Source organism: Bacillus sp. FJAT-22090 (genome assembly GCF_001278755.1).
Lineage (GTDB): Bacteria > Bacillota > Bacilli > Bacillales_A > Planococcaceae > Psychrobacillus.
Window position 1 is genome coordinate 1930906 of the sequence record NZ_CP012601.1, and the last position, 21497, is coordinate 1952402.

General features: G+C 36.5%; 18 protein-coding genes, 1 pseudogene and 1 other annotated feature. Of the genes and pseudogenes, 2 read left to right on the forward strand and 17 right to left on the reverse strand.

Features of this window, described 5'->3' with window-relative positions; translation table 11 throughout:
• The first annotated feature begins 180 nt into the window (after nucleotides 1–180).
• Entirely contained in the window at nucleotides 181–912 is a 732-nt protein-coding gene (locus AM499_RS09975) for a hypothetical protein (RefSeq protein ID WP_053590066.1), read from the forward strand.
• Nucleotides 913–954: 42 nt separating this feature from the next.
• Nucleotides 955–2154, forward strand: coding sequence for a polysaccharide deacetylase family protein (locus tag AM499_RS09980; RefSeq protein WP_053590067.1), 1200 nt, complete (start codon nucleotides 955–957; stop codon nucleotides 2152–2154).
• Between the two features lie 79 nt (nucleotides 2155–2233).
• Here AM499_RS09980 and AM499_RS09985 read toward each other — a convergent pair.
• From AM499_RS09985 to AM499_RS10065, 17 genes and pseudogenes are all read right to left on the reverse strand, one after another.
• Nucleotides 2234–2491 (reverse strand): annotated as a pseudogene (locus AM499_RS09985) (hypothetical protein); the annotation flags it as partial.
• A 211-nt stretch (nucleotides 2492–2702) separates the two neighbouring features.
• Nucleotides 2703–3335 (reverse strand): orotate phosphoribosyltransferase, encoded by a 633-nt coding sequence (pyrE, locus tag AM499_RS09990; RefSeq protein ID WP_053590069.1) that lies wholly within the window; start codon nucleotides 3333–3335, stop codon nucleotides 2703–2705.
• Nucleotides 3332–4042, reverse strand: a complete 711-nt coding sequence (pyrF, locus tag AM499_RS09995) for an orotidine-5'-phosphate decarboxylase (protein WP_053590070.1) — start codon at nucleotides 4040–4042, stop codon at nucleotides 3332–3334. The genes pyrE and pyrF overlap by 4 nt, the downstream gene beginning before the upstream one ends.
• Nucleotides 4039–4953: a dihydroorotate dehydrogenase gene (locus AM499_RS10000; protein ID WP_053590071.1), complete on the reverse strand. Its 915-nt coding sequence runs from the start codon at nucleotides 4951–4953 to the stop codon at nucleotides 4039–4041. Before AM499_RS10000 ends, pyrF begins: the two co-directional genes overlap by 4 nt.
• The gene (locus AM499_RS10005; protein WP_053590072.1) at nucleotides 4950–5726 is read right to left on the reverse strand and encodes a dihydroorotate dehydrogenase electron transfer subunit; all 777 of its coding nucleotides are present in this window, start codon (nucleotides 5724–5726) and stop codon (nucleotides 4950–4952) included. The genes AM499_RS10000 and AM499_RS10005 overlap by 4 nt, the downstream gene beginning before the upstream one ends.
• Entirely contained in the window at nucleotides 5723–8920 is a 3198-nt protein-coding gene (carB, locus tag AM499_RS10010; protein WP_053590073.1) for a carbamoyl-phosphate synthase large subunit, read from the reverse strand. The genes AM499_RS10005 and carB overlap by 4 nt, the downstream gene beginning before the upstream one ends.
• Complete coding sequence (locus AM499_RS10015; protein WP_053590074.1) at nucleotides 8913–10013, reverse strand: carbamoyl phosphate synthase small subunit; 1101 nt, start codon at nucleotides 10011–10013, stop codon at nucleotides 8913–8915. The genes carB and AM499_RS10015 overlap by 8 nt, the downstream gene beginning before the upstream one ends.
• Nucleotides 10010–11290 (reverse strand): dihydroorotase, encoded by a 1281-nt coding sequence (locus AM499_RS10020; protein ID WP_053590075.1) that lies wholly within the window; start codon nucleotides 11288–11290, stop codon nucleotides 10010–10012. The genes AM499_RS10015 and AM499_RS10020 overlap by 4 nt, the downstream gene beginning before the upstream one ends.
• 1 nt (nucleotide 11291) lies before the next feature.
• Entirely contained in the window at nucleotides 11292–12170 is an 879-nt protein-coding gene (locus tag AM499_RS10025; protein ID WP_053590076.1) for an aspartate carbamoyltransferase catalytic subunit, read from the reverse strand.
• Between the two features lie 265 nt (nucleotides 12171–12435).
• A complete protein-coding gene (locus AM499_RS10030) occupies nucleotides 12436–13728 on the reverse strand; it encodes a uracil-xanthine permease family protein (protein ID WP_053590077.1) in 1293 nt (430 codons plus the stop codon).
• A 31-nt stretch (nucleotides 13729–13759) separates the two neighbouring features.
• Nucleotides 13760–14299, reverse strand: coding sequence for a bifunctional pyr operon transcriptional regulator/uracil phosphoribosyltransferase PyrR (pyrR, locus tag AM499_RS10035; RefSeq protein ID WP_053590078.1), 540 nt, complete (start codon nucleotides 14297–14299; stop codon nucleotides 13760–13762).
• Nucleotides 14300–14503: 204 nt separating this feature from the next.
• Nucleotides 14504–15430: an RluA family pseudouridine synthase gene (locus AM499_RS10040; protein WP_053590079.1), complete on the reverse strand. Its 927-nt coding sequence runs from the start codon at nucleotides 15428–15430 to the stop codon at nucleotides 14504–14506.
• Complete coding sequence (gene lspA, locus AM499_RS10045) at nucleotides 15430–15906, reverse strand: signal peptidase II (protein WP_053590080.1); 477 nt, start codon at nucleotides 15904–15906, stop codon at nucleotides 15430–15432. The genes AM499_RS10040 and lspA overlap by 1 nt, the downstream gene beginning before the upstream one ends.
• A 771-nt stretch (nucleotides 15907–16677) precedes the next feature.
• Nucleotides 16678–19440 carry an isoleucine--tRNA ligase gene (gene ileS / locus AM499_RS10050; protein ID WP_053590081.1) on the reverse strand — a complete coding sequence of 921 codons (2763 nt, stop codon included), beginning with the start codon at nucleotides 19438–19440 and terminating at the stop codon, nucleotides 16678–16680.
• 75 nt (nucleotides 19441–19515) lie between these two features.
• Nucleotides 19516–19740: a binding site (T-box leader), on the reverse strand.
• 52 nt (nucleotides 19741–19792) lie between these two features.
• Nucleotides 19793–20302, reverse strand: a complete 510-nt coding sequence (locus tag AM499_RS10055; protein ID WP_053590082.1) for a DivIVA domain-containing protein — start codon at nucleotides 20300–20302, stop codon at nucleotides 19793–19795.
• A gap of 97 nt (nucleotides 20303–20399) precedes the next feature.
• The gene (locus AM499_RS10060; RefSeq protein ID WP_053590083.1) at nucleotides 20400–21188 is read right to left on the reverse strand and encodes a YlmH family RNA-binding protein; all 789 of its coding nucleotides are present in this window, start codon (nucleotides 21186–21188) and stop codon (nucleotides 20400–20402) included.
• Between the two features lie 48 nt (nucleotides 21189–21236).
• The gene (locus tag AM499_RS10065) at nucleotides 21237–21497 is read right to left on the reverse strand and encodes a YggT family protein (protein WP_053590084.1); all 261 of its coding nucleotides are present in this window, start codon (nucleotides 21495–21497) and stop codon (nucleotides 21237–21239) included.

The following is a 21497-nucleotide window of genomic DNA, read 5'->3' on the forward strand; positions in this document are numbered from 1 at the left end:
TACAATATTCTATAAAGTTACCATATTATGTTGACATTATTCGATGGAATCATACAATAGAATTAGAACATAAGGAGTTTTGTATGTATTTTTATTATTTTAAACCAATTACTTTTGTAGCATTTTTTACGAAGAATTATTTTTTGCAAAATTATTAATAAATTATTAGGAGTTGAAATTATGTCAAGTGATAACAAAAATAAGTCAATGGGTTGGTTGAAGGGAGTTCTTACAAATCAAAATCATTTTCCCGAAACAGAACAAAAAGGAAAAGAAGAAGTCTCTATTCAGCTAATAGAAGAGTATAGTAATATGGAGGATTCCTTTCCTCCAGAACAGCCTAGTAAAAAGTACATATTATCAAAAGATAACCAAGATAAGTTATCTTTAGATTTAATTGTTTCGTTAGAGAACCTACTAAATGATCGGCAATTGATGTTTTATAAAAATGAAGGACTCGAAGAACAATTACAAACTGCAAATGAATCAAATAGTCGTTTAAAGCATGATTTGGTAAAGAAAGAACAACTTGTTCAAGACAAAAATAAAGAAATACGTACACTTGAAAGTAATCTTACAAACAAACAAATGAGCTATGATCAGCTCCTAGAGGATTATAAGGAGTATCAAAGCACTTCAAGCAGTGATTTTGACAATATTTCAATTCAACTTGAGAAAGAGATCAATAAATACAACATGCTTAAAGAAGAGTCCTCCAATAATCAGTATCAAAACATGCTATCCATTAGAGAGCTGGAAGAGAGAATAAGAGAATTGGAAGTTGAAAATCAAAAATCCATTGAACAATTTACACAAGTACTAGAGGAAAAAACTGAATTAATGAAAACAATCAATGATTTTACTGAGAGAATGTCTTTTTCATTCACTACTAAAGTAACTAACAAAGATTAAAAAAGGAACTCTCCATTCACTAGTAGAGAAAGGAGACAACTTATGTCAGTCTATCTAGTAAAATTAGTAGAATTAATATCAATTAATATAGAATCAGATCAATCATTTTTGCATATTAAATTAACAACTGAAAAAGATGTAGAATTACTTTGGAAAATTGATGATTTCACAGCTGAGAATCTGAAGGCATTGACTGTGTTTGGTGAACATCATAAATACAGACTGTCCTATTATAGCTCGTGGGATTCAACTAAAAATCAATATATTAGTTATTTAACAAGGACTTTCCTAGATCAAAGTGAAAAAATCTATTTTGCTTGTTCAGAAGCATACGTAAAAGGATTAAAAGCTATTAAAACTGACGAAGTAAATAGCCAGATTCTTTTACCGTCGATTGCCACTTCTTTATCTATTGAACCTGAAAAAAAGAAACATAAAAAATCTTTGCAAAGTTTTGCCTGGGTCTCCTTAGTCTTTATGAGTGTATTGACGATCGTTCTTGTAGCAAATTCACTCTTATCTATGGCAGAAACGAATGAAAATAGTAAAGAACTTAAAAAAAATAAAACGCAAGAAATAGAAATACCTATCGCTAGCTTGAAAGGAAAAACCGACTCTTTTCAAAAAACTAGTATTCCCGAACAAGAATCTGCCCTTCCTTTAGTAGAACTTAGTGAAAACGTTAACTTTAGCATTCAGGAAGGAAACGTTGCCCTGACTTTCGATGATGGCCCTTCCAAATTCACTAAGGAAATTACAGATATTCTAAAGGAACATGATGTTGGTGGAACATTCTTTTTTATTGGAAAAAATGTAGAGAAGCATCACGATTCTATTCAATATGTCAAATTCAATGGGTATTCTATTGGAAGCCATTCTATGCATCATCACAATTTTACTAATCTATCTGTAGAACAACAGGAATACGAACTCTTACATACAAACAAATTAATTGAAAATATAACTCAGGAGAAAATAACTCTTTTTAGACCACCATACGGCTCTAAAAATGAAATTACAATAGAATTAATGGATAAAACGAACACCAAGATGGTACTTTGGAATGCTGATACGGAAGATTGGAAAAGTCAAAATGCAAACGAAATTGTTAATTATGTTGTCAATTCTAAAACCTCAGGGTCAATAATCTTACTACACGAATCACAGGCAGTTATAGAAGCATTACCAAGAATAATTGAGCATTTGAAAAATCAAGGTTTACATATTGTTAGTTTAAACTAAAGATAAAATAATATATAAAGGAGCTGCCTTTAAAACTATGGGCAACTCCTTTATTAGTCTCATTTAATAATACCTTAGTTTACCAGCCAAATACGGACTTCATGTCGCTTATACTTTTTTCTTGTTGTTTTAAGCTTTCTAAATATTCTTCTCCAGTTATCGTGTTTACTTCCATACCTAAGTCATCAATACGCTTGATATGCTCTGGATCTTGAGCTGCTTTTGAAATTGCATCTGCTAGTTTTTTGGCTATTTCTTTATCTAGACCTGCTGGAGCACCTATTCCTCTACTTAACATACGATCAATTTTTGTACCTGCAATTTCGTTCAAAGTTGGAACATCAGGTAGAAACTATCATCATTCTTAATGAAAAAATACATTTTATAGCGTGCTTATTATTTGTAGGAAAAATCAACCTTTAGTTGGGATATATTCATATACAGTTAGAAAATCAGCATATGTAGTTGGAATAATGGAGAGTTTAGTCGGAAACAAATTTATTCCAGACAAAAAAGGAGTTGTCCCTTATCGGACAACTCTTTTTTGATTATTTCAACAATCCCTGCTTCAAATCACTATGCCACTTAGTCAGCTGTGGTAAATCTTCTTCTGCGATTGTTCCAGCTTCCTTTGCTGCATACACGAGTGCATCATAATTTGTTAAACTTACGAAGGTTATTCCTGCTTCTTTAAATGCTTCCTCTGCTTTAGGAAGACCGTATGTAAAAATACTTACAACTCCTAGAACATCCAAGCCTTCTTTTTGCAGTGCTTCCACTGCAACTAAGCTGCTTCCACCTGTAGATATTAGATCTTCAATTACAACTACCTTTTGTCCTGGCACAACTTTACCTTCAATTTGATTGCCACGACCATGCTCTTTGGCTTTCGAACGAACGTACATCATTGGTAGTTCTAATACGTCGCTAACCCATGCGGCATGTGGAATTCCAGCTGTTGCTGTCCCAGCTACCGCTTCTGTTCCTAGAAAGTATTTTTCTATTGCTTCTGCTAACCCTTTTGCAATCTCTTTTCGGATTTCAGGAGAAGACATCGTAATGCGGTTATCACAGTAGATTGGAGATTTAATACCGGAAGCCCATGTGAAAAGTTCATTTGGCTTTAGCTCTACAGCTCCTACTTGAAGTAATGCTTTTGCGATTTTATTTTCTAATGTCATGCGTTTTCCTCCCACATGTTTAATACTTTTTCATACGCGAATACTGGATTTTCTGCTTTTGTGATTGCACGGCCTACTACAATGTGAGATGAGCCAAGTACTTTTGCATTTGAAGGAGTAGCAACACGAACTTGATCGTGTGTGTCTCCTTCTGCTAAACGAATTCCTGGTGTCACACGTAAGAAGTCATTGCCGCAAGCTTCTGCAATTTTTTTTGCTTCTAAAACGGAACAAACGACACCGTCGAGATTTGCTTGTTTTGCTAGTTTTGCATAGTGAACAACAGACTCATCAATTGTCGCTTGAATGAGTTGTTCCTCTTGCATTTGCTTCTCAGAAGTTGATGTGAGTTGAGTTACTGCAATAATAGAAGGTCTTCTATTTCCTGCAGTTGTACCTGCTTCTAAACCCTCTCTTGCCGCAATCATCATCGCTTCTCCACCAGCCGCATGGATATTAACGAGGTCTGCTCCAAGTCGAGCAAGTCCTTTCATCGCTTGTCCTACAGTGTTTGGGATGTCATGCAATTTTAAATCTAGAAAAACATCATGACCCATTTCTTTTAGCTTATATACAATGGAAGGGCCTTCTTGTAAATATAGCTCCATGCCTACTTTAACAAATAGTGTCTGTTCAAAATGAGACAAGAATTGATATACATCTTCTGCAGTAGCAAAATCTAATGCAATTATAGGACTGTTTTTCATAAACGATGACTCCTTCCAACTAGTTCAGATATCGTATTAAAACCTAATTCATCTAATTTATTTGGGAGCTGGTCAATTAGAGTCGGGCAAACAAAAGGATCTACAAAGTTTGCTGTACCTACTGCAACAGCACTAGCCCCTGCACTTAAGAAGTCAATGACATCTTCAATAGTAGCAATTCCACCCATACCAATAATCGGAATAGATACTTGCTTTGCTACATCATATACCATTCGAAGTGCTACAGGTTTAATTGCTGGCCCTGATAATCCTCCTGTTATATTTGCTATTACAGGTCTTCCTGTTTTAGTATCTAATCGCATCCCGAGCAGCGTATTAATCATCGTTATTCCGTCTGCTCCACCTGCTTCCACTGCTTTTGCAATGTCATTTACATTTGTAACATTAGGTGAAAGCTTTACATATACCGGAACGGAAGATACTGCTTTCACTGCTTTCGTTAATTCTTCCGCCACTTTCGGATCTGTCCCAAATGTAATACCACCTTGTTTTACATTCGGACAGGAGATATTAAGTTCCAGTGCATGAACATTTGGTACTTTGGAGATTGCTTCTGCAACTGTAACATAATCTTCTGTAATATAACCTGCTACATTTGCGATAATAGGCACATCATATTGCTCTAGCCAAGGGAGTTCATTTTCCATTACTTTCGTTAAGCCTGGATTTTGTAAGCCAATTGCATTTAACATTCCAGCAGGTGTTTCAGCTACACGAGGAGTTGGATTTCCTAATCTCGTTTCTGGTGTAGTTGCTTTAATCATAATTGCTCCAAGCTTAGAAAGATCATATAACTGCGCATATTCTTTTCCAAATCCAAAGCAACCCGAAGCTGGCATTATCGGATTTTTCAAGGAAAGGCCTGGTAATTCGACTGCTAATCTATTCATACTCGAATCACTCCTGACTCAAACACTGGTCCATCTGAACAAACTTTCACATAATCAGCATCTGTTTTTTCTGTAGTTTCGCACACACACGCAAAGCATGCACCTATGCCACAACCCATTCTTTGTTCAAATGATAGATATCCTTCTTTTTCTGGATACATTTTCTCAAGCGCAGCAAGCATAGGCGTTGGACCACAGCTATAATACACTGAAAAATCATCCTCTAATGTTTCAAGCACATTTGTAACAAATCCTGCATGACCAAAGCTACCATCAGCTGTTACGATAAATGTTTCACCGAGTTCCGTAAATTGTTTCTCATAGAAGACTACATCTTTTGTTTGGAAACCTAGCACATGAATTGGCTGTACTCCTTTATCAACCAATCTTTTCGACAGCTCATAAAGTGGAGGCACTCCAATTCCACCTCCTACAAGTAAAGCTTTTTGACCCGCTTGTATTTTATCAATTGAAAAACCATTTCCAAGAGGTCCAAGTACATCAACCTGGTCCCCTTGTCTTTTTTCAGAAAGAAGGATAGTCCCTCTTCCATCGGCGCGGTAAATCATTGTAAATTCTAATGTTTCTTTGTTAATAGAAGATATACTGATTGGTCTTCTAAGCAAAGGTTCCATTTGATCAGACACACGTATATGGACAAATTGACCTGGCTGATTCATTTCTAATGCGAGCTGTCCACTTAATGTTAGTTCAAAAATGTTCGTCGCAATTTGACTTTGGTTTACGACTTGCATTTGTTCTTGTCTGATCATGCTCGAACCTCCTGTTTCTGCATTATTTCTGTAGAGAATGTCATAGACTCAATTACTCTCAACATTGCTTCTGCTGTATCTAAAGAAGTTAAACACGGTATACCATTTTCTACTGACTCACGTCTAATGCGGAAGCCATCTCGTTCTGGTTGCATGCCTTTAGTTAGTGTATTAATAACAAATTGTGCATTTCCTTTTTGAATGACATCTAAAATCGTTGTGCCTTTTGAGCCAATTTTATCTACAATATCAACTGGAATGCCAGCTTTTTGGATTATATCTGCTGTTCCTTCTGTAGCTATAATTCGGAAGCCTATATTATAAAATCTTTTTGCGATCTCAGTAGCTTCTTCTTTGTCTTTATCTGAGATGGTCATTAGGACAGAGCCATGATCTTTAATTTCCATTCCAGCTGCTACTAAACCTTTATATAAAGCTTTTTCTAAGGTAATGTCTTTCCCCATTACTTCACCGGTCGATTTCATCTCTGGTCCTAGTGTAATATCCACTCTGCGAAGTTTTGCAAAACTAAATACCGGTACCTTTACGTATACTCCTGGACTATTTGGAGCAAGCCCTGGTTTGTATCCTTGTTTTACAATGGATTGACCTAATATTGCTTTTGTCGCAATGTTTGCCATTGGAATTGATGTTATTTTACTTAAGAAAGGTACTGTACGACTTGAACGTGGATTTACTTCAATCACATATACTTCGTCTTTTGAAATGACGTATTGAATGTTCATTAACCCGACAATCTTTAATCCTTTAGCAAGACGAGTTGTGTAATCTACCAGTGTATCGATATGTTTTTGTGATAGTTTTTGCGGTGGATACACAGCGATTGAGTCACCAGAGTGAACTCCTGCTCGTTCAATATGTTCCATGATTCCTGGAATGAGTACATTTTCCCCGTCACAGATAGCATCAACTTCGACTTCTGTTCCAGTTAAATAACGGTCGATTAACACTGGTTTTTCTGGACTCGCTTCTACAGCATTTTCCATATAATGTTTGATTTCATCTTCGTTATATACGATTTGCATCGCACGACCACCAAGCACATAGGAAGGTCTTACTAATACTGGATAACCAATTTCATTTGCAATTACAATCGCTTCCTCTACAGAAACTGCAGTTTTTCCTAATGGTTGTGGAATTCCGATTTCGTGCAGGGCAGCTTCAAACTTATTACGGTTTTCCGCTCGATCAATATCCTCTAGTGTAGTACCTAGAATTTTAACTCCTCTTTCTTCTAATGCATCTGCTAGGTTGATAGCTGTTTGTCCTCCGAATTGAACAACAACTCCTTTTGGTTGCTCTAGGTCCACGATATGCATTACATCTTCTATTGTTAATGGTTCGAAATATAATTTGTCTGAGATAGAGAAGTCAGTTGAAACTGTTTCCGGATTATTATTAATAATGATCGCTTCATATCCTGCTTCTTTAATTGCCCATACAGAATGTACAGTTGCGTAGTCAAACTCTACCCCTTGCCCAATACGTATCGGACCAGAACCTAATACAATGACACTTTCTTTTTCCGAACGGATGGATTCGTTTTCTTCTTCATACGTACCATAGAAGTAAGGTGTTTCCGATTCAAATTCTCCTGCACAAGTATCAACCATTTTGTATACTGGTACAATTCCATGTTCTTTTTTGAAGTCATACACTTCTATTTCTTTTACATCCCAATATTTTGCGATTGTTTTATCAGCAAATCCCATACGTTTTGCTTTGTATAATACTTCTTGATTGAAAGGATTTTCTTGAATAACCTTCTCATATTGCACAATGTTTTGTAGTTTGTTTAAGAAAAACACATCGATTTGGCTCCACTCATGGATTTGCTCTACCGATACGCCTCTACGCAACGCTTCTCCGATGAAGAACAAACGCTCATCACCTGCACGTCGAATACGTTTTTTCATCCACTCGTCTGTAATAGATTCACTGTTTTTCATTTCTAAATGGAAGTGTCCAGTTTCAAGAGAACGAACTGATTTTAAAATTGCTTCTTCAAACGTACGACCAAGTGACATTACTTCACCAGTTGCTTTCATCTGTGTTCCAAGATTACGTTTTGCAGATTCGAACTTATCGAATGGCCATCTAGGAATTTTAGCAACAATATAATCGAGAGCAGGTTCGAAGCAAGCGTATGTTTTTTCTGTAACAGGATTCATCATTTCATCCAATGTTAATCCGACAGCTATTTTTGCAGCTAGTTTTGCTATTGGGTAACCAGTTGCTTTTGATGCAAGCGCTGAAGAACGACTAACACGTGGGTTAACTTCAATAATGTAGTAGTTAAAGCTATGTGGATCAAGTGCTAGCTGAACATTACATCCACCTTCAATTTTTAATGCACGAATAATTTTTAGCGATACATTTCGTAGCATTTGGTTTTCACGATCTGATAATGTTTGAGTTGGTGCAACTACGATAGAGTCCCCTGTATGAATTCCAACTGCATCTACGTTTTCCATATTACATACAACAATTGCATTATCCGCAGAGTCACGCATTACCTCATACTCTATTTCTTTATATCCAGCAATGGATTTCTCAAGAAGACACTGCGTTACTGGGCTATATTTTAATCCGCTTGTTACGATTTCCAATAAGTCTGCATCATTATGACAGATTCCACCACCTGTTCCTCCAAGGGTGAATGCCGGGCGCACGATTACAGGGTAGCCAATTCTTTCAACAAATGCTTTTGCTTCCTCTAAATTATGAATGATATCACTTTCTGGAACTGGTTCATTTAATTCATTCATCAATGTACGGAATAAATCACGATCTTCCGCTTTATGGATTGCCTCCAGTTTTGTACCTAGAATTTCAATACCTAGTTCATCCAAAATACCTGATTCATCCAGCTGAATGGCCATATTCAGACCAGTTTGACCACCTAGTGTTGGAAGTATTGCGTCAGGACGCTCCTTACGAATAATTTTGCTTACAAAAGGTAGAGTGATTGGTTCGATATATACTTTATCTGCTATTTCTGTGTCAGTCATAATTGTCGCTGGATTAGAATTTACAAGGATTACTTTATATCCTTCCTCTTTTAATGACATACACGCTTGTGTTCCAGCATAGTCAAACTCAGCTGCTTGACCGATTACAATTGGACCAGATCCGATAACTAAAATTGTTTCTATATCTTTACGTTTAGGCATTTGAATTCTCCTTTTTGTCTCTAGCATTCATTAATTCGATAAACTGATCAAATAGATGAGTAGAATCTTCAGGTCCCGAAGATCCTTCAGGATGGAACTGTACACAGAACACTGGGAACTTTTTATGTCTTACACCTTCAACCGTACCGTCATTCAATGCAACATGTGTAATTTCTAAATCTGTATTTGCAATTGAGTCTGCATCAATTGCATAACCATGGTTCTGAGAAGTTAACTCTGTTCTTCCAGTAGTTAAATCTTTTACCGGATGATTCCCTCCACGATGTCCAAATTTTAATTTAAATGATGTTGCTCCACTTGCTAGAGAAATAAGCTGATGACCAAGACATACTCCGAAAATCGGAACGTTTCCAATAATTCCTTTCACCATTTCGATAGCCTCTGGTATATCGGTTGGATCTCCAGGTCCATTTGAAAGCATTACACCATCTGGATACATACCTAAGATTTCTTTTGCGGAAGTGTTATATGGCACAACTATAATGTCGCAATCGCGTTTGTTTAATTCTCTTAAAATACCGTGCTTCATACCAAAATCTACTAATACTACTCTTTTTCCGCGTCCTGGACTTGGATATGGACGTGTTATGGAAACCTGTTCTACAACATTTCTTGGTATTTCAGTAGATTTCAATGTCTGAACTATTTCTTCTACCTTAACTTCTTCTCCAGCTTTTGTTAGCTGCCCTTTTAAGGACCCGTGTTTACGAATAATACGGGTTAACTTTCTTGTATCGATTCCTTCAATTCCTGGAACATTTTTTGCTGCTAAAAATTCACTTAATGAGCCAGCACTTCTAAAATTAGATGGTTGTTCTGCAAGCTCTCTAACAACTACACCAGAAAGTCCAATCTCAATAGCTTCAAAATCATCAGGGTTTACACCATAATTACCAACCATTGGGTAAGTAAACGTTAATATTTGACCACAGTTGGAAGGGTCGGAAATAGATTCCTGATAACCGGTCATAGCCGTTGTAAATATTACCTCACCAATTGTCCCTTCCTCACTTCCAAATGCATTTCCTTTAAATACAGTGCCGTCTTCTAATATTAAATATCTTGTTTTCATGCGTTCTCCTCCTGCCATACGATTTCTCCGTTGAAAATAGTTAATTGAGGCCATCCATTACAAGCCCAACCGTCAAATGGTGTATTTTTACCTTTTGATAAAAATGCTTCTTTATCAATCGCTTGTTCTTTTTCTAAGTCAATCAAAACTAAATCAGCAGGTGCCCCCTCTTCTAGTTTTCCAAACTCAAATCCAAAAACTTCAGCAGGCTTTATCGTTAAGTAATCTAATAACTGTTTCAAAGTCCACTCACCAGTTTTCACAAAATGTGTATACAAGAGAGGAAATGATGTTTCTAGTCCGACAATTCCAAATGGTGCTTTTTCGAATCCATTTGCTTTTTCTTCTTCTGTATGAGGAGCATGATCTGTTGCAATAAAATCTAGCGTGCCGTCGAGCAATCCAGACCGAAGTGCAAGCATATCTTCTTTCCCTCTTAATGGTGGATTCATCTTCCAAACGGCATTATTCGATGGAATATCATCCTCGTTAAGCAATAAATGATGAGGACTTACTTCTGCTGTCACTTTTACTCCAGCTTTTTTAGCATCTCTAATTACACGGACAGATTCCTTCGTACTAACGTGACAAACATGATAATGTGCTCCCGCTGCTTCAGCGAGTAAAATATCCCGGGCTATATGTACTGATTCTGAAACGGAAGGGATCCCTTTTAGTCCAAGTTCTTCATTTCGTTTTCCTTTGTGCATAACTCCACCGTATATAAGTGAGTTTTCTTCACAGTGAGCTACTACAGGAATTTGAAAATTTGCTGCTTCCTCCATCGCTTCTAGCATTGTGCCAGCTGCCTGCACGCCTACTCCATCATCTGTTAAAGCAAATGCTCCTAGCTTTTTCAATGCTTCAATATCTGTTCTTTCTTTTCCAGCTTGGCGAATAGTGATAGATGCATACGGCAACACTCGCACAAGCGCATTTTTCTCTATTAAGTCTAAAACATGGGTGAAGTTTTCAACTGTATCTGGTACGGGTCTCGTATTTGGCATTGCACAGATGGTTGTATATCCACCTTTAGCTGCTGCTTTCGTTCCACTTTCAATCGTCTCCTTGTGCTCGCCACCTGGCTCACGTAAATGAACATGTACATCGATGAAACCAGGAGAAAGTAACATACCTTTACCATCGATTACTTGTGCATCATTTATTGTTTCATTCATCCCAATTTTAGTGATTACTCCGTTTTCTATCACAACTGAAGTGTTTTCTAAATTTCCTTCATTGTTAACTATTTGAACGTTTTGAATAATTTTTGTCATCCTATTCTCTCCCTTTCAAAATCATTTCAATGACTGCCATCCGAATGAAAACACCATTTTCTATTTGCTTAAAGATTCTTGAACGATCTACTTCAATTAGTTCACTCGCTATTTCAATATCTCTATTAAATGGACCTGGATGCATAATGATTGCATTTTCCTTCATCCTTTTTTCTCTTTCTACAGTCAATCCATACGCTGCATGATAACTTTCATTTGTAAAGTATGATTTTCCATCATGTCTTTCATGCTGTACACGAAGCATCATCATTACATCACTTGTCTCAATTATTTCATCCATATTGTTGACTGCATCAAATTCTGCTTGCCACTCGGGTGGGCATACAAAATTAACTTTCGCTCCAAGTCTTATAAGCGCATCTGCATTTGACCGGGCAACTCGGCTATGTGCAATATCTCCAACTATAGTTATTTCCTTATTTTCAAACGTCCCGAATTCTTGTTGGATAGTCAATAAATCAAGGAGGCTTTGTGTAGGATGATTCCCTGTTCCATCTCCGCCGTTAATAATGACTGGTTTTACTTTTTCTATTAATTCATCAAAGAAGTTATTTTGTTCATGTCTGATTACAACCGCATCAACCCCAATTGATTCTAAGGCTTTCACCGTGTCATATAGTGTTTCTCCTTTTAAAGTGCTAGAAAAGCCAGCCTCAAAAGGAAGTACATTTAAATGTAACTTTCTCTCGGCCATTTCAAAGCTCATTTTTGTTCGTGTACTCGGTTCAAAAAATAAGTTAGCCATTGTGTAGTTATGTTTTAACGTGGATTGTTCGCCTTCACGAAATGCTTGAGCTAGTTTTAAAATATCCATAATTTGTTCTTTAGATAATTCTTTCATCGATACTAAGTTTTTCATCTATATCCCCCTATATTAAATGCATGTTGGCATATTTGCGTTCAGATTTTTATCGATTTAGCTCGATAAATTCCTCGAAAGATCTATGACATCCGCCGGAGGCTTTAACTTTATTCAGAAATTTGTCTCAATGAAGTTAAAAACCTTCTCGAAAAGTCTCGAGAAGGTTCGTTTTTGCATAGACAAGTAAAGGATCTTATGGAAAATCCCTACTCTTCTAGCCGAACCTTTTGTTGACTCTCTGTTCAACTTCTTAAAAGGTTATTTATTCTTTTTGTTCCATACCTGCAATTGGTTCTTCTTTTCTACCCGGAAGCACTAGGTTTAAAATAACCCCAATAATCGCTGCTAATGCCATTCCTTCAATACTTAATGATTCTGATACAACAAACTTCGCACCACCGATACCTATTACTAAAATTACAGATGCAATTACTAGATTACGATTATTACCGAAGTCAATATTGTTTTCTACGAGCATTCGAAGACCACTTGATGCAATAATTCCGAATAGGAGTATGGAAACTCCACCTAGAACTGCTGTTGGAATCGATGCGATCACTGCCATAACTTTTCCAAGGAATGAAATAGCTATCGCAACGACAGCTGCACCTAAAATTACATATACACTATATACACGTGTGATGGCCAAAACTCCGATGTTTTCACCATAAGTCGTTTTAGGTGGTCCACCGATTAGTGAACTAACAAATGTTCCTAAACCATCACCTAGTAAAGAACGATGTAAACCTGGTTCTTTTATATAATCACGTTCAACTACTTTACCAAGTACTAATTGATGACCTATATGTTCTGAAATTGTTACAATTACGATTGGAACCATAATTAGCAACAACTTAGAAGTTATTACAAAATCATAATCTATTCCTGGAATTAAGAAGTCAGGTACTTCAAACCACTGCGCTTGTTTTACTGCTGTGTAATCAATAATCCCAATGGCTGCTGAGTAAATATAGCCTACTATTAAACCGATTAAAATTGGCATAGTGCTTAAAATGTTTTTAAAATAAATGGTGCAGAAAATCGCTGTAAATAATGTTACAAGAGCAGCAGAGAAGTGTGTAAAGCTATATACCGAGTTACCATCTACTTTTATATTCATCGCCATATCTACAGCTACTCCAGCAAGTCCTAATCCAATAACCATGATTACGGGACCAACTACAATTGGGGGTAGTAGTTTCATAATCCATTTATACCCGCTTTTCCAAATAACCAGGGCAACTATTCCGTACGTAATACCAACAAACATCCCACCGATCATTGCACTTCCGGCTCCACTAACTTTTGTTGCTAAAATAATAGGAGCAATGAATGCAAAGGATGAACCTAAGTATGCTGGTACTTGAAATTTCGTGATTAAAAGAAAGAAAATCGTTGCTATACCGCTAGTAAGTAATGCAATTGCAGGACTTAACCCAACTAGCTGTGGCACTAAAATAGTGGAACCAAACATCGCAAACATATGTTGAAAACTTAATGTTATAAGTTGTCCACCTGATGGCTTTTCGTTTACGTCTAACACTGCATTTGTCATGGGATTTTCCTACCTTTTTCCATAAGATTTATTATTCAAAGATGGTAACTGCATCAACCTCATCTGTTTCTACTACTTTTACAACAATTCTTTCACTACTTGATGTCGGAATATTTTTACCAACATAATCCGCTCTAATTGGAAGCTCCCGATGCCCCCTGTCAATTAATACCGCTAATTGAATTTGAGCAGGTCTACCTAAATCCATCACTGCATCCATAGCAGCACGGACCGTTCTTCCTGTGTATAACACATCATCTACTAAAATAACTTTTTTATTTGCTACGTCATGCGTAATGTCCACTTGTTGAACGAGTGGCTCATTCGATTCATTTTTTAAAGATAAGTCATCTCTGTATAACGTAATATCCAGTTCTCCAGTTTTGATTGCATTCCCTTCGATACTTTCAATTTTTTTAGCAAGCCTTTTTGCTAGAAAAGCACCTCTTGTTTTTATCCCTACTAGAATACATTCTTCAATTCCTTTATTACGTTCAATTATTTCATGTGCAATTCTTGTCAAAGCCCTATTAATAGACTGTTCATCTAAAATGCTAGCTTTCTCCGCCATATGTACCCTCCTTTTATTGATAAAAAATAAAAAACCTCTTGAGCTAGAGATGCCCAAGAGGTTGTATGTGCGTAATAAAATAGGGTGCACCCACAAAATAAGTCCGCAGACAAATAGTGAGTCACTTTCACATGTACCTTCTCAGCCTCTCTGGACTGTTATTAAAGGTGAAGCTATTTACTTTTCTTTGCTTAGTATAAAGCATTAATCTTCTTTAATCAATGATTGTTTTCGTAAATCTTGTAATAAATTTGTGAAATCCTCTGGAAGTGGGTATGAAAACTCCAAATATTCACCTGTTTTGGGTTGAATAAACCCTAGTACCCCTGCATGTAAAACTTGTCCATCGAAATCGATTGTTTTCTTTGGACCGTACTTCGGATCTCCTGCTAGTGGATAACCAATATACTTCATGTGTACACGAATTTGATGCGTTCTTCCAGTTTCTAACTGACATTCAACTAATGTAAATTTATCAAAACGTTCTAAGACACGGAAATGCGTAACTGCATGTTTTCCATTGTCTACAACTGCCATACTTTGTCGGTCTTTTTTGTCTCGACCAATAGGAGCATCAATTGTTCCCTTGTCATGAGGGATACGACCATGTACAACTGCAGTGTATTTCCGTGTTACTGTTTTCTTTACTAGTTGATCAACTAACGAAACATGCGCAACATCATTCTTTGCTACCATTAATAATCCAGTTGTATCTTTATCGATACGGTGAACAATTCCTGGACGTAAAACACCATTAATTCCTGATAAATCTGTTATTTGATACATTAGACCATTTACAAGAGTACCAGTTACATGTCCTGGAGCAGGGTGTACAACCATACCACGTGGTTTATATACAACTGCAACATCTTCATCCTCATAAATAATTTCTAAATGTAAATCTTCTGCAACAACATCAAGTTGCACTGCTTCAGGAGGAGTTACGACAATTACGTCTCCTTCCTTCACTTTATAGTTCGATTTAGCAGCCTCTGTATTCACAAGTACATGTCCATCTTTTATAAGATTTTGGATTTGTGTTCGCGACCATTCTGTGTCAAATGATGCTATCGCTTTGTCGATTCTCTCTTTTGCAAGTTCTTTTTCAATAATAAACGTTAATTCTTCCATTACTTCACCTTTTTCTTTTCAGCTCGTTCTTCTTTCAGTATAAATAATATGACAATTACAACACCGATTGTTAATGCTGCATCTGCAACATTAAAAATAGGAAAATCATAATTAATGATTGGGATTAAGACATCAACAAAGTCCACTACTTCATTTCTCCAAAGTCGATCGATAAAGTTTCCTATCGCTCCACCTAATAGTAGCATTAAACCAGACTGAAACATTGGTTTACCTTTTGCTTCTTTATGAAAGTAATAAATAATACCAATTATGACGACAATCGTTACGACTGTAAATAAACCAATTTGGCCTTGTAACATTCCCCAAGCGGCTCCACGATTTCGATGAGAAAGTAATCCAATATAAGGATCCAATATTGGAATTCGTTCTCCTAATTCCATATTTTTAACTATTAACCATTTAGTCCACTGATCAAGCGCAATTACTAACGCTGCCAATCCATAAAATTTCCACACAACAATTCCCCCGCAATCAAATTCACCTTGGCGTTTTTACACCAGATTTTATCGAACAAGAATCTGTGGTATTTCCCCCGAAGGTTTTAACTTTATTGATCTTGTGCATAGTAAGACCTACCCAATAAAATTAAAAGAATCTACAACAGTTTACCATACATTCTATATATACGTAAAAGATGACCTATTAAGAAAAGCGCAAGCGACTATGTCAGCCCCGACAAGCAAATGTTCTTCACACAAAGAAGTCGCTCTTTGACTTCATTGTGTGAAGGTTATTTGACCTCGAGGGGCTAGTCGCTGGAGCTAGACAGCATAAGAAAAGCGCAAGCGCAGAAGGAATACAGTCTAAGTTCGCGACATCGTGTCGCAACGACTGTATGACCCACTTCCTGTGGCCCTCCGACAAGCAAATGTTCTTCCCACAAAGAAGTCGTTCTTTGACTTCGTTGAGGGAAGGTTATTTGACCTCGAGGGGCTAGTCGCTGGAGCTAGACAGCATAAGAAGAGCGCTAATACCCCCTTAAGACATTACCTGTTCTCAATCGTTATCGGAGTGCTTTGGACAGACTTCGGCTACATGACTACCGTGAGATTATTTTGAAGGGGTGGTCGTGACTGTCGTCACGACCACCTCTTCTTTTTTCGATAATCTTGTAATAGTTGTCTGATTCAACGCACAGAATATTCGCTGGAATACTATTTATAATAGTTTAGACTTTCTAACTGAAAAAAAATGTGGTCCTACTATTACGGACCACATTGATTTTATTAGATATAATGTTGCTCTACAACATCTGCACAACGAGTACATAATGTTGGGTGTTTTTCGTTTGCTCCCACTGTTTCAGAAATTGTCCAACAGCGTTCACATTTTTCTCCATCTGCTTTTTCCACCAAAACAGAAGCATTTTCAAGAACTAAGCTAGCTTCTGTAGCATCTTGTTGAGAACCTGCAAGTTCAAATTGAGATACGATAAATAATTGAGCAAAATCAATTGTATCAGTATCAAACAATGGTTTAAATTCATCTTTCACATATAACGTTACTTTAGCCTCTAAAGATTTACCAATTGTTTTAGCATTTCGTGCTTCTTCTAATGCTTTTAATACATCATCACGTAAATCCATGATTTTACTCCACTTAGCAGCTAATGCTTCATACTCTGGGTATTCAAATGCGTCTGGCATATCTGTAAGTTGAATGCTTTCTTCAGTTTCATTCTCTAAATAAGACCAAAGCTCATCTGCTGTATGAGGTAATATTGGTGTCATTAATTTTAAAAGGGAAAGAAGTGTATCATACATAACTGTTTGCATAGCACGACGATCTTTGTGATCTTGACCATAAATGTATACTACATCTTTTGCAATATCCAAATAGAATGAGCTTAGCTCACCTGAAACAAAGTTATTTACTGTATGATAAACGCTAGCAAAGTCGTAACGTTCATAAGCAGCTCTTACTGTTTTAATGACTTCTTGAAGTTTCATGTATACATATTGATCTACTTCACGAAGATCTTTAAATTCAACACGATCATTCACTGGATGGAAATCGCTAATATTACCGTGTAAGAATCGGAATGTATTACGGATTTTTCGGTAAACCTCTGTCACTTGTTTAAAGATTGCATCCGATACTCGAACGTCTGCTGTGTAATCAACAGAAGCTACCCAAAGGCGAACGATATCTGCACCAAGTTGGTTCATCACTTTAGAAGGCACAATAACATTACCTAATGATTTACTCATTTTACGTCCTTCACCATCTAACGTAAATCCATGGCTTAATAACCCTTTGTAAGGTGCATGACCATATACAGCCGTGCTTGTAATTAATGAAGAGTTAAACCATCCACGATATTGGTCTGAACCTTCTAGATATAAATCAGCAGGGAATACTAAATCGTCACGTTCAACTAAAACTCCTTGATAACTAGAGCCAGAGTCAAACCATACGTCCATAATATCTGTTTCTTTTGTGAAGATTCCATTTGGACTTCTTGGGTGTGTAAATCCTTCTGGAAGTAATTCTTTCGCTTCTTTTTGGAACCAAATATTTGAACCATGTTCTCGGAATAATTTTGATACATGAGAAATAGTTTCTTCAGTAAGGATTGGCTCTCCATCTTCCGCATAAAACACAGGAATTGGAACACCCCAAACACGTTGACGAGAAATACACCAGTCTCCGCGATCGCGAATCATATTGTATAAACGAGTTTCACCCCAAGTAGGAGTAAAATTAGTATTACGAATCGATTGCAATAATTCATCTCTAAAAGCTTCAATTGATGCAAACCATTGTGCAGTAGCACGATAAATAACTGGTTTTTTAGTACGCCAGTCATGTGGGTATGAATGCGTAAAGAATGTAAGTTTTTCTAAAGCCCCAACTTTATCAAGAGCTTCTGTAATTGCTTTATTAGCATTATCATAGAAAAGACCTTCGAAACCTGGAGCTTCTGCAGTCATAACTCCTCGGTCATCCACTGGACATAAAACGTCTAAACCATATGCTTTACCAACATAAAAGTCTTCTTCCCCATGACCAGGCGCTGTATGAACACAACCTGTACCAGATTCTGTCGTTACATGTTCCCCAAGGATAATTAAGGAATCACGATCATAAAGTGGATGTTTTGCAACAAGACGATCCATTTCTTTTCCGACTAATGTACGCTCAACAGAATATTCTTCCCAATCTAGCTCGGATGCAACAGATTCCACTAAGTCTTTTGCAACAACAAATTTATTTTCTTTTACTTGAACTACCGCATACTCTACAGATGGATGAAGGGAAATTGCTAAGTTTGCCGGAATAGTCCAAGGTGTTGTCGTCCAAATAATAAATTTAGTTCCTTCTTCTAGAACGCCTTTTCCTTCTGTTACTGAAAAGCTTACATAAATAGAAGGCGATTTTTTATCTTGATATTCAATTTCTGCTTCTGCTAGAGCAGATTCACTAGAAGGTGACCAGTAAACTGGTTTCAAACCTTTATAGATATACCCCTTCTTCGCCATTTCTCCGAATACCTCGATTTGACGAGACTCAAATTCTGGTTTTAGCGTAACATATGGGTTTTCCCAATCGCCACGAACACCTAGACGTTTAAACTGATTGCGTTGGTTATCAATTTGCTCGTAAGCATATTCTTCACAAAGCTTACGAAACTCTGCTAAAGTCATTTCTTTTCGTTTTACACCTTTATTTGTAAGTGCCTGCTCAATTGGTAATCCATGTGTATCCCAACCTGGTACATAAGGTGCATGAAATCCAGTCATTGATTTATGTCGAACAATCATATCTTTTAATACTTTATTTAGTGCATGCCCCATGTGAAGATCACCATTTGCATATGGAGGACCATCGTGTAACACGAAAAAAGGACGTCCTTGTGTTCGTTCTTGTACTTTTTTGTAAATATCCATTTCTGCCCATTTTGTTTGGATATCTAACTCTTTAACAGGTAAATTTCCACGCATTGGGAAATCGGTTTTTGGCATTAATAACGTGTCTTTGTACTCCATTTTAATTCCTCCTTATTTTTGAAAAAGCGTAAGGTGCTAGAAAAGAGCTAGAAAATAAAAAAACCCCTCATCCCAAAAAGGGACGAGAAGTTATAGCTCGCGGTACCACCCTACTTGCGATTTTCTAAAAAATCGCCGCTTAGTATGTCATAACGGGACATAATCCGAAGACACTTACTAGTTAACGTTCAGTGCCTTTGCTCAAAAGGGATAATCTAAAAAAGTTTCATTGCCTGAGCTCTCACCATCCTCAAGTCGCTTTACGAAATCTATTTTAGAAGTCTTTTTCAACGCATATTTATATGATATGAAATTATTATAGGAAAAGTAAGTGCATCAGTCAAGAAATGTATTAGTCCTCTTTAATAGATATGCGATCTATTTCTGTTGTATCTACGTCATATTCCATTAAATGATTCCAATCATCTGTATTAATTAGGTCTAGCTGTGCTTCTACAAGCATTTTAAAACGATTACGGAAGACTTTCGATTGTTTTTTCAGTTCTTCAATTTCTAGCGCTATTCTTCTCGCTTTCGTAAGTGCTTCATTAACAATACGATCCGCATTTTTTTCTGCTTCTTTAACAATCAACTTAGCCTCTTTTTGGGAGTTACGACGAACTTCTTCTGCTGCCTCTTGTGCTACAACGATAGATTTATGTAAAGTCTCTTCAATCGATGTGAAATGTCCTACTTTTTCGCTTGACGATTTCAGTTGTAATTCAAGTTCTTTTTTTTCTTTCATCACAATTTCAAGGTCTTTCATAATTTGGTCTAAGAATTCATTTACTTCATCCTCATTATACCCTCTGAAGCCTTTACTAAATTCCTTGTTATGTATATCAAGTGGGGTTAGTGGCATCTATTCCATCTCCTTTACTATCCTATCATTCTTTCCCTCTATTATACATTTAGAAGAGAGGGAAAACATCAAAATTCGAACATAATTTATAGATTATTTAATTTTTTACATCTAAACGACCAATTTGTAGTCTAATTTTGTCTTTTTTTGTACGACCTTCAATCATTAAAAGTTTAACTCTTCCCAAACCTCTTATAGAAATTAGGTCTAATTCTTGTAACTCTAAAGAAATTTGATCTTTCTCCGTCCAGTTTACTTTAACTTTTCCACTCTGAATAAGCGAGGAGGATTTTTGTCTGGATATGTTAAAAACAGCTGAGATGACAGTATCAAGTCTTAATGAACTGACAGTTAAAGTTTCTGAGGACCATTCCTCCTGTTGTACAAAATAATTAGTAGGATCTTCTACTATTTCAATATGCACTTTTACTTTGCCAATCCCAGTAAAGTTGGCACGTACATAGTCTAACACTTCAGTAGCTACCACAAATTGTATAGAACCATCTTGCACTCGAATATCTCCAAATTTGCTACGATCAATTCCTAAAGACATCATAGAACCAAGGACGTCTTTATGTCGTATTGTCACAAACTTTTTAGGATATTGAACTTCCACTACAGTCATCATGAAGTCTTCTAGAGAAGGTACAAAATAGGATGGGTATAAAAGTAATCTTTTGCGTTCTACTTCATCTAAAGCTCCATTCGACGCTACATCTATATCTCCATATTGTCTTCGAATAGCGTCTACAATAAATTGCTGTCTTGGATCTAAAAAATCAGTTAGCTTTGGAGCATACCGATCCTCTACTTCTCGCATCATATTCACTACCTGTTCAATGAAAGGCTGCTCTTCTCTTCTAAAATGCTGCAATACATTTTCCATATAAAAAATTCCCTCTCAGATATAGTAAAAACCTCACGAATGTGAGGTTTAAAATAAGTATACTAATGATACTATACCTCTAAGTGCAATATTTAACACAAAGATTGCAACGATAGGAGATATATCGATCATTCCAATTGGTGGAATAATTTTTCTAAACGGTTCTAAGTATGGTTCACAAATTCTTCCTAGTAACTGACCAAAACTCGATTGTTGAATACTAGGAACCCATGACATTAATATATAAATAATCAATGCATATGTGTAATATTTAACAACATAACTTAACAAAATTAAAACTATGTCCAT

Excerpts from the sequence above, each read along its gene's own strand:
- AM499_RS09975 (WP_053590066.1), top strand. The coding sequence starts at position 181 with ATGTCAAGTGATAACAAAAATAAGTCAATGGGTTGGTTGAAGGGAGTT.
- AM499_RS09980 (WP_053590067.1), top strand. The coding sequence starts at position 955 with ATGTCAGTCTATCTAGTAAAATTAGTAGAATTAATATCAATTAATATA.
- pyrE (WP_053590069.1), bottom strand. The coding sequence starts at position 3,335 with ATGACATTAGAAAATAAAATCGCAAAAGCATTACTTCAAGTAGGAGCT.
- pyrF (WP_053590070.1), bottom strand. The coding sequence starts at position 4,042 with ATGAAAAACAGTCCTATAATTGCATTAGATTTTGCTACTGCAGAAGAT.
- AM499_RS10000 (WP_053590071.1), bottom strand. The coding sequence starts at position 4,953 with ATGAATAGATTAGCAGTCGAATTACCAGGCCTTTCCTTGAAAAATCCG.
- AM499_RS10005 (WP_053590072.1), bottom strand. The coding sequence starts at position 5,726 with ATGATCAGACAAGAACAAATGCAAGTCGTAAACCAAAGTCAAATTGCG.
- carB (WP_053590073.1), bottom strand. The coding sequence starts at position 8,920 with ATGCCTAAACGTAAAGATATAGAAACAATTTTAGTTATCGGATCTGGT.
- AM499_RS10015 (WP_053590074.1), bottom strand. The coding sequence starts at position 10,013 with ATGAAAACAAGATATTTAATATTAGAAGACGGCACTGTATTTAAAGGA.
- AM499_RS10020 (WP_053590075.1), bottom strand. The coding sequence starts at position 11,290 with ATGACAAAAATTATTCAAAACGTTCAAATAGTTAACAATGAAGGAAAT.
- AM499_RS10025 (WP_053590076.1), bottom strand. The coding sequence starts at position 12,170 with ATGAAAAACTTAGTATCGATGAAAGAATTATCTAAAGAACAAATTATG.
- AM499_RS10030 (WP_053590077.1), bottom strand. The coding sequence starts at position 13,728 with ATGACAAATGCAGTGTTAGACGTAAACGAAAAGCCATCAGGTGGACAA.
- pyrR (WP_053590078.1), bottom strand. The coding sequence starts at position 14,299 with ATGGCGGAGAAAGCTAGCATTTTAGATGAACAGTCTATTAATAGGGCT.
- AM499_RS10040 (WP_053590079.1), bottom strand. The coding sequence starts at position 15,430 with ATGGAAGAATTAACGTTTATTATTGAAAAAGAACTTGCAAAAGAGAGA.
- ileS (WP_053590081.1), bottom strand. The coding sequence starts at position 19,440 with ATGGAGTACAAAGACACGTTATTAATGCCAAAAACCGATTTCCCAATG.
- AM499_RS10055 (WP_053590082.1), bottom strand. The coding sequence starts at position 20,302 with ATGCCACTAACCCCACTTGATATACATAACAAGGAATTTAGTAAAGGC.
- AM499_RS10060 (WP_053590083.1), bottom strand. The coding sequence starts at position 21,188 with ATGGAAAATGTATTGCAGCATTTTAGAAGAGAAGAGCAGCCTTTCATT.
- AM499_RS10065 (WP_053590084.1), bottom strand. The coding sequence starts at position 21,497 with ATGGACATAGTTTTAATTTTGTTAAGTTATGTTGTTAAATATTACACA.